At 55.6% G+C, this 16,017-nt stretch carries 12 protein-coding genes; all 12 read left to right on the forward strand.

From position 1 onward, the window contains the following. Window positions 1–156: 156 nt before the first annotated feature. Entirely contained in the window at window positions 157–1,551 is a 1,395-nt protein-coding gene (locus tag VNL73_10915; protein ID HXF49917.1) for a bifunctional UDP-3-O-[3-hydroxymyristoyl] N-acetylglucosamine deacetylase/3-hydroxyacyl-ACP dehydratase, read from the forward strand. Further along, complete coding sequence (lpxA, locus tag VNL73_10920; protein ID HXF49918.1) at window positions 1,552–2,346, forward strand: acyl-ACP--UDP-N-acetylglucosamine O-acyltransferase; 795 nt, start codon at window positions 1,552–1,554, stop codon at window positions 2,344–2,346. After that, on the forward strand, window positions 2,343–3,332 hold the full coding sequence (locus tag VNL73_10925; protein HXF49919.1) for a Gfo/Idh/MocA family oxidoreductase: 990 nt from the start codon (window positions 2,343–2,345) through the stop codon (window positions 3,330–3,332). Before lpxA ends, VNL73_10925 begins: the two co-directional genes overlap by 4 nt. Beyond that, window positions 3,325–4,455: a lipid-A-disaccharide synthase gene (lpxB, locus tag VNL73_10930; GenBank protein ID HXF49920.1), complete on the forward strand. Its 1,131-nt coding sequence runs from the start codon at window positions 3,325–3,327 to the stop codon at window positions 4,453–4,455. Before VNL73_10925 ends, lpxB begins: the two co-directional genes overlap by 8 nt. 27 nt (window positions 4,456–4,482) lie before the next feature. Beyond that, window positions 4,483–5,736 carry a glycosyltransferase N-terminal domain-containing protein gene (locus tag VNL73_10935; protein ID HXF49921.1) on the forward strand — a complete coding sequence of 418 codons (1,254 nt, stop codon included), beginning with the start codon at window positions 4,483–4,485 and terminating at the stop codon, window positions 5,734–5,736. Between the two features lie 20 nt (window positions 5,737–5,756). After that, a complete protein-coding gene (gene lpxK / locus VNL73_10940; GenBank protein ID HXF49922.1) occupies window positions 5,757–6,761 on the forward strand; it encodes a tetraacyldisaccharide 4'-kinase in 1,005 nt (334 codons plus the stop codon). Next, window positions 6,742–8,307, forward strand: coding sequence for an L-aspartate oxidase (nadB, locus tag VNL73_10945; GenBank protein ID HXF49923.1), 1,566 nt, complete (start codon window positions 6,742–6,744; stop codon window positions 8,305–8,307). The genes lpxK and nadB overlap by 20 nt, the downstream gene beginning before the upstream one ends. Next, window positions 8,307–9,836: a glutamine-hydrolyzing GMP synthase gene (gene guaA / locus VNL73_10950; GenBank protein ID HXF49924.1), complete on the forward strand. Its 1,530-nt coding sequence runs from the start codon at window positions 8,307–8,309 to the stop codon at window positions 9,834–9,836. The genes nadB and guaA overlap by 1 nt, the downstream gene beginning before the upstream one ends. A 1-nt stretch (window position 9,837) precedes the next feature. Next, window positions 9,838–10,602, forward strand: coding sequence for a 3-oxoacyl-ACP reductase family protein (locus VNL73_10955; protein ID HXF49925.1), 765 nt, complete (start codon window positions 9,838–9,840; stop codon window positions 10,600–10,602). 457 nt (window positions 10,603–11,059) lie between these two features. Further along, entirely contained in the window at window positions 11,060–13,408 is a 2,349-nt protein-coding gene (locus VNL73_10960; GenBank protein HXF49926.1) for a VCBS repeat-containing protein, read from the forward strand. 226 nt (window positions 13,409–13,634) lie between these two features. After that, window positions 13,635–14,675, forward strand: a complete 1,041-nt coding sequence (locus VNL73_10965; protein HXF49927.1) for a hypothetical protein — start codon at window positions 13,635–13,637, stop codon at window positions 14,673–14,675. Window positions 14,676–14,677: 2 nt separating this feature from the next. After that, window positions 14,678–16,017, forward strand: a 1,340-nt coding sequence (locus VNL73_10970; GenBank protein ID HXF49928.1) for a VCBS repeat-containing protein, incomplete at its 3' end; no start/stop codon positions are given.

Raw genomic sequence — 16,017 nt, forward strand, 5'->3', positions numbered from 1 at the left:
GGCTTTTTTTTGAAATTTTACAGAGTTGCAAAAACACAACAAAATGTGCGGCACTTTTGTCACGCCCAGAAAAAGAGGATTTTCTGCAGTCAGGCATTTCCGCCCCCCCTTCACCCCTTGCCAAAGCCCGCCAAAAAACTTTTCTTGTAATTTGAAATGAACAAAACCCAGCGCACGATTAAAGCGCCCGTTTCCATTTCCGGCGTGGGGCTGCACACCGGCAACCAGACCAACCTGACCTTCAAGCCGGCCCCCATCGACTCCGGCGTGACCTTCGTCCGCACGGATTTGGAGGGAAAGCCGGAAATCGCCGCCCATATCTCCAACGTGGTGGATATCCTGCGCGGCACCACCATCGCCAAAGGGGAGGTCAAGGTCTATACGGTGGAGCACGTAATGGCGGCTTTGGCCGGGCTGGAAATCGACAACGTGATAGTCGAGTTGGACAACAACGAGCCCCCCGTCGGCGACGGTTCGGCCATGCCCTTCATCGAAATTCTGCAAAAAGCCGAAATTGTCGACCAGGACGCCCCCCGCAAGTTTTTGGAAGTGGAAACCCCGATTTCTCATTCGATGCCCGACCGCCACGTCGACCTGGTGGTCCTGCCGTCGGATGATTTCCGCGTGACTTTTTTGGTGGACTACAAAAACCCCGCCCTGGGCACCCAGTACACCTCGATGGTCTCGCTGAAGGATGAGTTCGTGAAGGACTTCGCCCCCTCCCGCACGTTTTGTTTCCTGTCGGAAGTGGAAAGTTTGGCCAAACTCGGGCTTATCAAAGGGGGCAATATGTCCAACGCCGTGGTGATTTGCGACGACGGCGTCGGCCCGGACGACCTGAAACGTCTGAAAAAGATGCTCGCCTTGAAGGATGACCTCTTCATCGGCAAAAACGGGCTGATGAACGACGTTCCGCTCCGCTTTCCCAACGAACCCTGCCGCCATAAGGCGCTCGATTTGATTGGGGATTTGGCCTTGCTCGGCGTGCCGTTGAAAGCCCACGTTTTGGCGGCAAGAAGCGGACACGCCGCCAACGTGGAGTTGGCCAAAAAACTCCACTCCCTCTACGAAAAAGAACAAATCAAGGCCAAGTATCAAAAGGAGCAAAAAACCGAATATTTGCTGGATATCCGCGCCATTCAGGAAATTTTGCCCCACCGCTATCCGTTTTTGTTGATTGACCGGGTGATTGATTTGGATCCCAAGAAAAAAGTCGTGGCGATAAAAAACGTGACCATTAACGAGCCTTTCTTTCAGGGGCATTTCCCCGGCCATCCGGTGATGCCGGGGGTTCTGATTGTGGAGGCAATGGCCCAGGCCGGCGGCTTCTTGATGCTCCACGCCGTCCCCGATCCCAAAAAAACCGTGGCCTACTTTCTGGGGATGGATGCCGTCCGCTTCCGCAAGCCGGTCGTTCCCGGCGACACGCTGCGGCTGGAAGTGGAAATGCTCTCGATGCGCCGCGGCACCTGCAAAATCTCCGGCAAAACCTACGTGGGGGAGGCCTTGGTGGCGGAAGCGGAAATGATGGCCGCCATTGTGGACAAGTAAGTGCTGAAAGAAAGCGTAATGGAATCGATGATTCACCCCACGGCTATTGTTTCTCCAAATGCCCGTCTCGCTGCGGATGTGGAGATCGGGCCGTACACGGTGATTGCGGACGACGTTGAAATCGGCCCGAAAACCAAAATCGCTTCCAGCTGCTTTATCGATAACGGCGCCCGCATCGGCGCCGAGGTGGAAATTTACCACGGCGCGGTGGTCTCCGGCCGCCCCCAGGACTTGAAATTCGCCGGGGAGAAAAGCTTTTTTTTCGTGGGGGACAAAACCATAATCCGGGAATACGTCACCCTGCACCGCGGCACCTCCGCCACCGGTAAATCAACGGTCGGGAAAAACTGTTTACTCATGGCCTATACCCACGTGGCCCACGACTGCCGGGTGGGGGACAATGTGATTATGGCCAATGTCGCCCAGTTGGGGGGGCACGTCGAAATCGGCGACTGGGCCATCATCGGCGGCGGCACCGTGGTGCACCAGTTCTGCAAAATCGGCCCCCACGTAATGGTCGGCGGCGGCTTCCGCATCACCCAGGACTTGGTGCCGTACGCCCTAGCGGCCGGCTATCCGCTGCGGGTGGTGGGGATCAACAAAATCGGCCTGGAACGCCGCGGTTTTCAAAAGGAAACAATCGCCGCCTTGGAAAAGGCCTTCCGCTATCTTTTCCGCGGAAAATTGAACACTTCTCAAGCTGTGGAAAAAGTCAAAGCTGAATTTGACTCCCTGCCGGAGATAAGGATTCTTCTGGACTTTATCGCCGGTGCCGAACGGGGTTTGATTAAGTGAAAATCGGCCTCGTGGGGTTGGGGCACTTGGGTCGGCTCCATTTGAAAAGCTGGCTCGGTCTCCCCAAAGTCGAAGTCACGGGTATTTACGACATTGACCCGGTCAAGACCAAAACCGCCGCGTCCGACTTCGGCGTCCGGCCCGCCGCCAGCTTCGAGGAACTGGTGGAAAAATCGGAGGCCGTAGATTTGGTCACGCCGACGATTACCCATTTTGAGCTGGGAAAAAGGGTTTTGGAATCGGGCAAAAACCTTTTCGTCGAAAAACCCCTGACTTCGTATGTGGACGAAGCCGAGCGGCTTATCGAAATCTCCGAGCAAACGGGACGGCTCCTTTTCATCGGCCATATCGAGCGCTTCAACCCCGCCTTCGAAAAGCTGCTTTCCTTCTCGCCGGAACCCTTGTTTATCGAAGTCCACCGCCTGGCCTCTTTTTCCCCCCGCAATTTGGATGTCGATGTGGTTTTGGATTTGATGATTCACGATCTCGATTTGGTTCTGAAACTGGTCCAAAGCAAACCGGTAGAAGTCCGCTCCTCGCTGGCCCCCGTGCTTTCCGCCCAGCCGGATATTGCCAACGCCCGCATCCTTTTCGAAAATGGATGCGTCGCCAATCTGACTGCCAGCCGCATCTCGGTCGCTAAAATGCGCAAGTTCCGGCTCTTTCAAAAAGAGGCCTATTTTTCCGTCGATTTGCTCGAAAAAACCTTGGAAGCGTATGTGCTTTTGCCGAATGCCGCGCACATCCCCCCCGAGGATTTGGTGCGGTTGCCCCTTTCCTTCGGCGAGCGCTCCATCGCCATGACCCAGTTCCAGCCCACCGCGGAAAGTGACATGCTCACTGCGGAACTTTCCGAATTTGTCGCCGCCTGCCAGAAGCGGGGCACACCGCGCGTCACTCCCGAAGAGGCGATGGAGGCGGTCCGGCTGGCGCAGAAGGTGACCAAGGCCGGGCTCACCTCGCTGGCCGTTCTGCAGAATGCCTGAAGTTTTCATCTCCGCCGGCGAGGCCTCCGGCGATTTTCTGGCCGGAGCGCTGGTGGCGGAGATGAAGAAAATCCATCCCAATCTGAACTTTTCCGGCCTGGGCGGCCCCTCCCTGCGTTCCGCAGGAATACAGACGCTATACGATATCAATGATTTGGGCGTGGTCGGCTTCTGGGAAGTGGCCAAAAAAATCCGCTTCTTTCGCAAGGTTCTCTCCCAGGTCAAAACCGAACTGCAGACCCGAAAACCGGACTTGGTTCTCCTGGTCGACTACCCCGGAATGAATTTGAAAATCGCCCGACTGGCCAAATCGCTGGGGCTTAAGGTCGGCTACTTCGTCTCCCCCCAGTTCTGGGCCTGGAAGGAAGGTCGGGTGGAAGCGGTCAAAAAAAACGTGGACAAAATGGTGGTGCTTTTCCTTTTCGAAATCGATTTCTACAAAAAGCACGGCCTCGAGGCCGAATGCTACGGCCACCCCTTTCTTGATCTGGTCAAGCCGGAAATCCCCAAAGCGGAGTTTTTCCGGCAAAACGGCCTCGACCCCCTGCTTCCTTTGATTTCCTTCTTCCCCGGTTCCCGCAAACAGCAGTTGGAACGGCACCTCCCCTTGATTTTCCAAACCCTTTCCCGTTTGAAAGCCGACGGTCTTCGCTTTCAAAGCTGCTGGGGTCTGGCGCCGGGACTTTCAAAAGAATGCTCGGCGCAAATGTTGCCCGAAGAGTTCAAACCGGAGGTCAAGCTCATCGACCAAAGGCGTTACAGTTTGATGGCCGCCTCCGACTTCGCCCTTTCCTCCGTCGGCACAATCACGTTGGAGCTCGCCTTGCTGCAAACCCCCTTTCTGATTTTCTACAAAACCTCCCCGTTGACCTACTTTCTGGCCAAGCGCTGGGTCAAACTGCCTTACGTGGGACTGGTAAACCTCGTTGCTGAAAAGAAAATCGTCCCGGAGTTTCTGCAAAGCGAAGCCATGCCGGAAAAACTGGCCGAATCCGCGTACTTTTATTTGAAGGAGCCTTTGCTGTCCGCGCGGCTGAAAGAAAAGCTGGCAACGGTTCGCGAAAACTTGGGCTCCCCCGGCGCGCTCCCCAAAATCGCCGCCTCTTTTTGCCGGCTTGTCTAAATAAAGCCTTTTGCTTTACTTCCTTTTATGCTTTTCTTTTTGTACCGAATCGGATTCTGGCTCGCTTTCCCCGTTCTTTTTTTATGGATGCTGGCGGAAGCGGCCGTGGAAGGCCGCAAAATCTGGCAGCGCCTGGGCATGGCTTTGCCCAAACCGGCGGGAGGGAAACGCATCTGGCTGCACGCCTCTTCAGTGGGAGAAGTCAACGTTTTGGACTTGCTTGTTCCCCATATTCAAAACAGTTTTCCCGGTTTTGAAGTTGTAGTTTCCACCTTCACGACCGCCGGCCGCAAACGGGCCGAAGCGCTGTTCGGCTCCGCCCAGCCGAAAATCGAAGTTTTTTATCTGCCGCTCGATTTGTGGGGCGTGGCCGAAAAGGTGCTGGCATCGCTTTCTCCTACTTTTTTGGTTTTGACCGAAACCGAGCTTTGGCCCCATCTGCTGGCCGCCTGCGCCCGGCGAAACATCCCCGTCTTTCTGGCTAACGGCTCCCTCTCCGAAAAAAGCGCCCGCCGCTACCGAAACCTCCGTTCCGTTTTCGCTCCCGGCATTCCCGCCTTCCAGAAACTTTTGGTGCAGACCGAACGGCACAAAACGCTTTTTGCCGAACTGGGCATCCCCGCTGGCCGAATCGAAACCGTCGGCCAGACCAAGTACGACATGCTCTGGCGGATGGACGTCCCCGAGCCGCCCGCCAAGCTGAAACCCTTCTTTTACTGGGCCGCCGGCTCCACCCGTCCCGGCGAGGAGGAAAAATTGCTGGCTGCCCAAAAACTTCTGTCCGGAAAATTTCCCAATCTGAAGTTGATTCTGGCCCCCCGCCATCTGGAACGGCTGCCGGAAATCGAAACCCTCCTTTCAGCCTCCGGCTTGTCCTTCAAGCGCGCGAGCGGGGATTTGGACTGCCAGACGCCTGTTCTTCTTTTGGACGAAATGGGGGGGTTGACATCGGTCTACGCCGGCGCACAAGCCGCCTTCGTCGGCGGGACGTTGGCCCCCTTCGGCGGGCATAATTTGCTGGAGCCCCTTTCCGTCGGAACTCCGCTGGTCTTTGGGCCTCACACGGAAAGCGTCCTGGAAACCGCGAACATTTTAACTAAAACCGAAATCGCCCGCGCGGTCGCCTCGCCGGAAGAACTGGCACAGGCCATCGAGCATTTTCTGGAGCGAAAACTTTCCCGCGCCGAAGTCCGCCAAAAGGCCCAAACCGCCTTCGCCCCCTGGGGAGGGGTGGCCGAAAAAACCGTCTCCAAAATCCGCCAGGCAACGGGCCAGCCCTGACCGAAAGCCGGTTTTACCCAATGCAAAAACTTTTTCCCCATCCCCTCTGGCTCCCCTTTTCCTGGCTCTTTCGCTTGGGGGTGGCGCTCAAAAACCTTCTGTATGATTACGGACTAATGCCGGTCTACCGCCCGCCAATGGCGGTCATCTCCGTCGGCGGTCTGGAGATTGGCGGCGGCGGCAAAACGCCAGTGCTTCTGACGCTCATTCGCCACTTTTCCAACCGCGGCACCAATTTGGTCGTCATCTCCCGCGGCTATAAAAGACGCTCGGATGGAATTCAATGTATCAATAAAGAAACCGACTGGCGCACCTTCGGCGACGAGGCCTATCTGGTTTGGCGGAAAACCAAGGTGCCGGTGGTGGTGGGGAAAAAATGGTGGGCCGCCCGCTGGGCCGCGGAAAACCTGAACCCCGAACTGCTTCTGGTGGACGATGGTTTCCAGCACCGCGCGCTGGCCCGCACGGTGGATATCGTGGTCAGTTCCGATTGGGATGCCGTGAAATCGGAGCCGCTTTTGCCTGCTGGGCGTCTGCGCGAACCGGCGGACAATCTCCGCCGCGCCCACCTGTATCTTCTGCGCCAGCGCAAAAACCCCAAAATCCCTTACGACCTTCCGGCCTTTTCCTTTTCATACGAATTGACCCGCGCCCGCCTCTGGCCGGACCGGCGCGAGCTGGAGCTTTCCGCCCTGAAACAAAAAAAGCTTTTCCTCTTCGCCGGTTTGGGCCGCCCGGAAAATTTTTTGGAAGCCGCCAAACGCTGGGAGCTTTCGGTGGCCGGTTCCTACTTTATGCCCGACCACCATCCCTACACGCAGGCCGAAGCCGACTGGCTGGTGGAAAAAAGTAAAACGGTCGGGGCCGATTTTTTGGCCACCACCGAAAAGGACGCCGTCCGTCTCTCCGGCCTCAAGCTGCCCGATTTTTCGCTCGTCGTTTTGGAAATCGAGTGCAAAATCGAGGGGAAAGAGCTTTTTTTCCGCAAACTGGAGGATCGCCTCTTTGGCCGCACGTTCGTTTGATTTTCTGGTGCTCGGTTCCGGGGTGGCGGGACTCTCCTTCGCCTTGAAGGTCGCCCCGCGCGGAAGAGTGGCGGTTGTCACAAAGAAGAAACGGAGCGAATCGAACACCAACTACGCCCAGGGGGGCATTGCCGCCGTCTTCGACTCCGCCGACTCGTTCGAAAAACACGTGCAGGACTCGCTCACCGCCGGTGCAGGACTGTGCAAGGAAGAGGTCGTCCGTCAAATCGTCCAAGCCGGCCCCCGGCTCATCCAAGAACTGGCGGGGTGGGGGGCCCAATTCACCCGCGAAGACGGCCGTTTTGCCTTGGGACGCGAAGGGGGACACTCCCAAAAAAGGGTGGTGCACGCCCACGACTTTACCGGCCGCGAACTGGAGCGCTCGCTGGTGGAAAGGGTGAGGCAGGAAAAGAATATTGAAGTTTTCGAGCACCATTTTGCCTTCGAGCTTTTGCATAAGGACGGCCGCATCTGGGGCGCCTATACCTACGACTCGGAGGATAACGTCGTTGAAACATTTTCGGCTTCAACCACCCTTCTGGCCACCGGCGGCTGCGGAAGGTTGTGGAAGCATACCACGAATCCGCCTATTGCCACCGGCGACGGGCTGGCCCTGGCCTACCGTGCCGGAGCGACCCTGGCCGACCTTGAGTTTATGCAGTTCCATCCCACCGCCTTTTACCACTCCAACGACGAGCCGTTTTTGATTTCCGAAGCGGTGCGCGGCGAAGGGGGGCTTTTGCGAACCAAGAACGGAAAGCGCTTTATGGAGGGAGCCCACCCTTTGAAGGAGCTCGCCCCGCGCGACATCGTCGCCCGCGCCATCGACCGGGTGCTGAAAGAAACCGGCGAGACGTGCGTTTTTTTGGACCTGACCCATTTGGATGCCGGTTTCGTCGAGCGCCGCTTTCCGCAGATTTCGGAATTCTGCCGCAAGAAAAAACTGGATTTGAAAAAGGACTGGATTCCGGTCGTACCGGCCGCCCATTATATGTGCGGCGGGGTTGTGACCGATGTCTATGGCCGGACCAACCTCCCCGGCCTTTTGGCCGCTGGCGAGGTCGCCTGCACCGGAATGCACGGCGCCAACCGCCTCGCCTCCAATTCGCTCCTCGAGGCGCTGGCGACGGCCGATTTCGCCGCCCAAAAAGTACGCGAAGAAAAAAGACCAAAGACGATCCCCGATTTTCCTGATTACCGGCACCCGGCAGAAAAACCGGCTCCCGAAAGAATCGTCGCGGCTCACGAGCGGGAAGCGATTGCCTCAATAATGTGGGACTATGTCGGCATCGTCCGCACGAATGAGCGACTGACACTCGCCGCCGAACGGCTGGCCGCCGTTGCGGAAGGGGTCAAAAATTTTTATTATAGCCGTCCGTTGAGTTACGATTCGATTGAGTTGTTCAATCTCGCCACCGTTTCCCGTCTCGTGGTCGCCTGCGCCCAGGCCCGCAAGGAATCCCGCGGCCTGCACTGCAATCTCGACTATCCGGAAACGGCCGAAGGCAAGCCCGAGGACACCATTCTTAAACCCGGACTTTTCTAATGCACCAAAAAATCGTCATTTTGGATTTCGGCGGCCAATATACCCAGCTTATAGCCCGCCGCATCCGGGAGCAGAACGTCCTTTCCGAAATTTTTCCCTTCGATACGCCGCTTTCCAACCTGACGGCGCCGGAAGTCATCGGCATCATCCTCTCCGGCGGCCCCTCTTCCGTCTCCGACCCCGGCGCGCCGATTGTACAACGGGAGGTTTTTGAGCTGGGCAAACCCCTTTTGGGTCTTTGCTACGGCTTGCAGCTTCAGGCCTATCTTTTGGGCGGCAGGGTGGAACAATCCAAAAACCGGGAATACGGCCCGGCCGAGTTTCAAATTCTAAAATCCAACCCGCTTTTCAAGGGAGTCCGCCGCCGCTCCAGGGTCTGGATGAGCCACGGCGACACGGTCAAAAAGCTGCCCCCCGATTTTGTCTTGACCGGCTCCACCAAAAGCGTCAAAGCCGCCGCCTTTTTCCACCCGAAAAAGAAGCTTTTCGGCCTTCAGTTCCACCCGGAGGTGATGCACACGGAGGAGGGGCAAAAAATTCTCAAAAATTTCCTTTCCATCTGCCGCGCCCGGCGCGATTGGACGATGGCCTCCTTTGTCAAGACCGAAGCGGAAGCCATCCGTAAAACGGTGGGGCGAGGCAAAGTTCTCTGCGCCGTCTCCGGCGGGGTGGATTCCACCGTCGCCGCCGTCTTGATTCACAAAGCCGTCGGCGGGCGGCTCCACTCGGTCTTCGTCGACCACGGCCTTTTGCGTCAGGACGAGGCGGAGGAAGTAAGAAAGCTCCTTTCCCGCTTCAAAATCCCATTCTCCATCGTCGACGCCAAAAAACTCTTTTTGAAAAAGCTGGAGGGGATAACCGACCCGGAAGAAAAGCGCAAAATCATCGGCCATACCTTCATTGAAGTATTTGAGGAGGAGGCCGGAAAAAAAGGCCCGTTTGAGTTTTTGGCGCAGGGGACCCTCTATCCCGACTGGATTGAAAGCCGGTCGGCCAAAGGCCCCTCCGCCACGATTAAAACCCATCACAACGTCGGCGGCCTGCCGGAAAAACTGCCGTTCAAGCTGATTGAGCCCTTGAAGGAGCTTTTCAAAGACGAGGTCCGCAAACTCGGCTTGGCCCTGAAAATTCCCCGCGAAAATCTCTTCCGCCATCCTTTCCCCGGCCCGGGCCTGGCCGTGCGCATCATCGGCGAGATTACAGAAGAGCGGGTGGCCCGCTTGCAGAAAGCCGACGCCATCTTCATCGATGAACTCAAGCGCTGGAAATTATATGACCAAAGCTGGCAGGCCTTCGCCGTTCTGCTCCCGGTCTCGACCGTCGGAGTGATGGGGGACTCCCGGACTTACGAAAACGTCATCGCCCTCCGCGCGGTCACCTCGACCGATGGAATGACCGCCGACTGGAGCCGCCTACCCAGTGACTTTTTGGCCCACGTCTCCAACCGCATCGTCAACGAGGTGAAGGGTATCAACCGGGTGGTGTACGACGTCTCCTCCAAACCCCCCGCCACCATCGAGTGGGAGTAGCGTGACCAAATTCATCGACCTCTCCGGCCAGACCGCCCTCGTAACCGGCGGTTCCCGCGGCATCGGCCAAGCCGCCTGCATCTATCTGGCCAAAGCCGGCGCGGATGTGGTTTTCAGCTATGCCAAAAATGAAAAAGCAGCCCAAAAAACTTTGGAGGAGATCGAAAAATCCGGCCAGAAGGGGCTGGCGGTGAAGGCCGACGTCTCCAAATTTTCCGAAGTGGAAAAGTTAGTCGAAGCGACCGTAAAGAAATTTAACCGCATCGACATCCTGGTGACCAACGCCGGAATTTGGGAAGAAGCCGCCATCGAAAAAATGACGCCTGAAAAACTGGCCAAAACGGTCGAAACCAACCTCTACGGTACCTTTTACGCAATAACACTCTGCGTGCCGTATATGAAAAAGCAGAAATCGGGCAACATAATAACGGTGTCTTCGACAGCCGGGCAAAGGGGGGAGGCGTTTCATTCCCATTACGCCGCCACCAAGGGGGCCGTCATCAGCTTGACCAAATCGCTGGCGCCGGAGCTGGCTCCTTTCGGCATTCGGGTGAACTGCGTCGCCCCCGGCTGGGTGGATACCGATATGAGCCATGCGGCCTTGACGGGCAAAGACCGGAAAAAAATCCTCTCGTTGATTCCGGTCGGCCGCGCCGCGGAGGTGGAAGAAATCGCCGGCGCCATTTTGTTTTTGGCCTCCGGCCTATCCAGTTTTGTCGGCGGCGAAATTCTAAACGTAAACGGCGGTGCCGTCCTCATTGGCTGAACCCATCTTCCTAATCTCCAATCTCTGCCTTTTATGTAGGGGCGGGTTTAATCTGGTCGTCCCCGACAACCCCAACCTGTCCGGCTCTGTCTTCGTAGGGGCGAACTTCGTGTTCGCCCTCCCCTCTCCATTTATGGAGAGGGGTCGGGGGTGAGGTGTTTTCGTAGGGGCACGTTGCTACGCGCCCATTTTTGTCCCCCTTACCAAGGGGGACGAGGCCGCCAGGCCGGAGGGGGTGTTTTCGTAGTGGCGAATCTCGTGTTCGCCCGCCTTTATTTTTCGTTCTTTCGTAAGGGCACAATACATTGTGCCCTTTCCCTTCCCGTGTCGGGAAGGCCTGCCCGAGCGCAGTCGAGGGAAGGCCGGAGGGGGTCAAAATACCCCTTGACATCCCTCCAATTTACCCTTGATTTTATACGGACGGAAATCCCAAGGCAATGCCTTGTAAGGAGAACTCTTGAGGCCCCAAAACCTCGTTGCAACAGCCCTGCTCGCCCTCCTCCCCACCCTTGCATTTACTTTCCAACCTCTTTTCGATACGTGGAGCAGTTTCGAGGCCGGAGATAATGCTCGCACAGTAATTTCAGCCGATTTGGATGCCGATGGAGACCAAGATTTGGCAGTTCTCAACAGTGGCCCAGGAGCAGTTTCAATTTTAATGAACGTTGGAGATGGAACATTTTCCCCCAAAGTAAGTTATGCGGTCAATAGCGGATCTCTGTCAATGTGCGTTTCGGATTTAGATAGTGATGAAGATCAGGATTTGACCGTAGGGGGTGGAACCGCTGTGTCCGTTTTAAAGAATAACGGAGACGGAACCTTCGCTGCTAAAATCGATATTGGAACTATACAATCCGCCTACTCTGTCATCTCTACTGATCTCGACACCGATGGAGATCAGGATATTGCTGCAACAAATTATTATTCCAATTCAATTGCTGTGTTCATCAACAATGGCGATGGCACCTTTTCACCCAAAATAGAATATTCTGCCGGCACCGGCACTTTTGGCAGCTTCTCATCAGATTTAGACGCAGATGGTGATCAAGATTTAATTGTCGCGGGCGGAAACGGCTTTTCAATTCTTAAGAACAATGGAAACGGAATCTTTGCATCGAAGATGGATTATAACATAGGAGCATCATCGTCAATTACTGCAAACGATTTTGACGGAGATATTGATCCGGACTTGGTAATAACTACAGCAAGCGGGATCTCCGTTTTAAAAAACAATGGTGATGGGACGTTTGGCTCACAGGTCAATTACGCCTGTCAAGCATTTTCGGTCGTCGCCGCAGACTTTGATCGAGATGGCGATAACGATGTGGCTGTTGCCAGCGGTGGCGATTTTCAAGATGCATACATTTTCATGTTTAAAAATACCGGAGATGGTAACTTCGCGGAAAAAGTTGTTTACGAAACGGGCTCTCTTCCCTTATCAATTATCGCTGCAGATTTAGATGGCGATGGGCATGAGGACTTAATTACGGCTAATACCAACAGTGGTACGGTATCAATCTTTAAGAACAAGCAAAACGGATTTTTTTCTTCACCAAACATCTATAAAACAATAACCACAACGCTGGCCGTTGTGGCTTCGGATTTGGACAATGACGGTGACCAAGACGTTGTCACGGCAAATTTTGATTACAGCTTTGGAAATACCATCTCTATATTCAAAAACAACGGTATTGGTGTTTTTCCACAAAATGTGCCGTATATAACCGGAAACGCTCCTATTTCTTTATCTCCTTCCGACTTGGACTTGGATGGAGATATTGATCTGGTAGTGGCAAATTCTGGAAGCAACTCGGTTTCTATTCTAAAAAATGATGGAAATGGAAATTTCCCAACCAAAGTTGACTACGCTACAAGCATCGGCCCGGGGTCAGTACTCACTGGCGATTTCGACCAAGACGGAGATCAAGATTTAGCTGTTACAGAGGGCGGCGTTTCCATCTTTAAAAACAATGGTGACGGCTCTTTTGCGCCCAAAACAAAGTACGGAATTGGGGGACACCATTTGGTCAGCGCCGACTGGGATGGAGACGGCGATTTGGACTTGGCGGTTACTGCCGGGAGTGGTGCTACAGTGTTTTTCAATAATGGTGATGGAACTTTTATCGTAGGAGCAAATTACCCCACAAGCCTTACTGTAACGAACTCAATATGCGCCGCCGACTTTGATGATGACGGAGATCAAGATATAGCTGTTACCAATCTGGGCCCCCAAGTGTGCGACCGATTTGGCTGCTATCCTACCACCGGGAAAACTTTTTCAGTGCTAAAGAATAACGGCAACGGGACGTTTTCTCCAAAAGAAGATTATGTTACTGGATGGGGACCAGGGTCGATTTCGGCTTCGGATTTAAACGGCGATGGAGATACTGATATACTTCTCATCCCCTTTTCGAGCAATTCAATTTCATTCTTTGAAAATGACGGAGAGGGGGTTTTCAACAACAAAATTGCTTTCGGGACTGGCAACCAACCGTCGAGTCTTTTTTTAGCTGACTTCGACACAGATGGAGATCAAGATATTGTAACCGCAAATATTATAGATAGCTCGATATCTATTTTAATGAACATTTCCAACACTGGTTGTATGAATAACCCCGGCGATCTCGACCACGACTGCATTTTGGAACTCAACGACGTCGTTCTCCAACTCAACTGCATCTTTATGAACCTCGGCGACTGCCGCTTGACTTTGACGGACGTCAACTGCAGCGGGGATTTGACCCCGGCGGATGTCGTCCTGCTTCTGCTCGCCGTTTTTGCCTCCCAGCCGTTGCCTTGCCCATAAGGGCAGGCACCCATTCGGCTTCGCTCAGGGTCTACGACAAAACCTGCCCCTACCAAATCGTTTTGTATTTGTAGGGGCGCCTCTTGTGGGCGCCCGCTTTCACTTTTTCTCCCCTTGACAGCCCTTTCTTTTTAAACTTATCTTGCGCTCACCAAATGAAACGGTTCTGCAATAAACAAGCGGGCAGGTTTTTCCAAACACGGCAAAAATCAATTAAGGAGGCCCAATGAATCCCCGTTCCAAATTTAAAATTGCAATAGGCCGCGCTTTTTTGGCCTATTTCGCCTTCGCCACGGTCGCCGTCTTGTTTCCGGCAGATCAGGCGCAGGCGCAGATAAGCATCCTGGAGCAGGCCCAAAACGCCTACTACGACGCCAAGTTTGACGACTGCATCACGCTCCTTTCCCCCTTGGTGGTCACCGGCGATTTGTCCGATGTGCAGTTGGATACCGCGCTGCAGTTTTTAGGAGCCGCCTATCAGCAGAAAGGGGACGTCGCCAAAGCCCGCGAGGTCTTCCGCGACCTGGCCACCTTCGACAACAACGCCCAGATTGACGAGCGCTTCTTCCCGGCGGATGCCGTCGCCGTCTTTCAGGAAGCCAAACGGGATTACTTGGCCTCGCTGGACAAAGTCGGCTTTTTCAGAATATCGGGCCAGGGTGCAGACGCCCATATCCTCATTGACGGCAAGCGCCGCCGCAATACGGAGGATGTGATAAAAGTGGCCACCGGCAAACACCGGCTGGAGTTCCGCAAAGCCGGCCAGACCCCGTTTGTCCGCGAAGCGGAAGTGAAACGGCAGGGGGAAACGGTGGAAATTCAGGTGCGGGATGACGACTGGAAAGGGGCCGCGCTGGCGATGGGCACCCTGATTATGGTTCTGGACCCGCTGGATGCCGCCGTGGAAATCGACGGCCGCCCGGTCACGCTCGTGGAAGGGAAAACCGAAATGATTCCCGGCAAGCACACCTACCGCGTCTCGCGGGATGGCTATGCCGACAAAACCGGCAGCTTTGACGTCAAAACCGGCAAAACCGCCACGGTTTCCGCCAAGTTGAAACCGGTTTCGACCGCCCGGGCGGAAGCGGAGGGGGAAAAGAAAAAATCCTCCAAAAAGTTCTTGTATATCGGCGCCGCCGCCGTGGGCGCCGCAGCCATCGTGGCCGTGGCCGCCGGTGGCGGTGGCGGTGGTGGCGGCGGAGCGACCGGCCCCTTGCCCCCACCCCCCCCACCCCCGGCCAAACCCGCACCCGGAGGGAAAAGATAACCATGAAAAAACTATTATTCATTACTTCGCTGGCTCTTCTTTTTGGTTTCACCCTGGCGCAGGCCCAAGTTCCCGACCCCGTCTCCATCCTCGCGGCCGGCGGGCGCCCCCCCTTCGTGGGCATCACGGACCTGGATAACGACGGTGACGGTGACCTCGTCATTGTGTTTGATAATGTTGACAGCATTGTCACGCTGCTCGGCAACGGTCTCGGCGGATTTGGAACGAGAACCGCCTCCGGCATAGGGGGGGCGAATGCCCAGCTGGCGGGAGCGGACTTCGCCGACTTCAACAACGACGGCAATATGGATATTCTGGTTGCCTCCTTGGGCCCCAACCATGCAATCATAGCTTGGGGCAACGGGGCGGGCGCCTTCACCAACCCCATCGCCGGGACCGGCTCCCCCTGCTATGCCGTGGCGGCGGGATATTTCGACAACGATTTGAACGCCGACATCGCTCTGGTTATGAACACGGCCAGCGGAACGGATTCCATCCGGTATTGGTTCGGAAACGGCCTCAATCCCCCCAGCGGAAACTTTTTCAACCAGGTAAACGTCCCCACCGGTGGCGACCTGCCGTTTATGGCAACGAAATTGGTGGACTCCAATTTCGTCCCGCCGGTTCACCACATCGCCGTGTCCAACTACATAAGCAGCACCGTGGGGCTTAGCATTTCCAACGGAAACCGGACCTTCAACACCTCCAATTTCGCCACCCGTTCCGGCCCGATAGGCATCGTTTGGGATAAACTGAACAACGACAACCTGCCCGATATTGCCGTGGCCTGTTACAATTGGGATTCGGTCTTTGTGCATAACGGCACAAATCTGACCACCTACGGCGCCCCGGTTGGCTATCAGGTCGGCAGCGGCCCCTGCGGTCTGGCGGGCGGCGATTTCACGGGGGATGGACGGGTGGACTTGGCAGCCGGCAACCAAAATACGCCCAATGTCAGCTTCTTGGTGAACAACGGTTCCGGCGGATTTATGCCTGCCATCAATGCCCCCGCCCGCTTCGGTACTTGGGCCGCTTTTGCCGGGGATATTAACAACAACGGCCTGCCGGATTTGGCGCTCGGCTCTTATTCCCAGGATTCTGTAAAGGTTTTCAACCTGCGGGCCCCTTCGGTCACTCCCTCGGTGTTGGCGGGAAACCCCCCTTCCGGCGCCCCCTTCACCCTGCCTGTGATAACCGCACGGGATACGACCAACATCGCCTCGGTCCGGCTGGTATACCGCCAGATGGGAAAAACCGTGTATGACACGCTGACCTTGACCGCCGGCGCCGGAAGCGCCACCCAGCGGGATTACACCGGCTCTCTGCCGGCGGGGACAATGAC

This window comes from Verrucomicrobiia bacterium (assembly GCA_035574275.1).
Lineage (GTDB): Bacteria > Zixibacteria > MSB-5A5 > DSPP01 > DSPP01 > DSPP01.

What these genes read in the sequence shown, in the direction of transcription:
- VNL73_10915 (HXF49917.1), top strand. Translation starts at nt 157, where the DNA reads ATGAACAAAACCCAGCGCACGATTAAAGCGCCCGTTTCCATTTCCGGC.
- lpxB (HXF49920.1), top strand. Translation starts at nt 3,325, where the DNA reads ATGCCTGAAGTTTTCATCTCCGCCGGCGAGGCCTCCGGCGATTTTCTG.
- VNL73_10935 (HXF49921.1), top strand. Translation starts at nt 4,483, where the DNA reads ATGCTTTTCTTTTTGTACCGAATCGGATTCTGGCTCGCTTTCCCCGTT.
- lpxK (HXF49922.1), top strand. Translation starts at nt 5,757, where the DNA reads ATGCAAAAACTTTTTCCCCATCCCCTCTGGCTCCCCTTTTCCTGGCTC.
- guaA (HXF49924.1), top strand. Translation starts at nt 8,307, where the DNA reads ATGCACCAAAAAATCGTCATTTTGGATTTCGGCGGCCAATATACCCAG.
- VNL73_10965 (HXF49927.1), top strand. Translation starts at nt 13,635, where the DNA reads ATGAATCCCCGTTCCAAATTTAAAATTGCAATAGGCCGCGCTTTTTTG.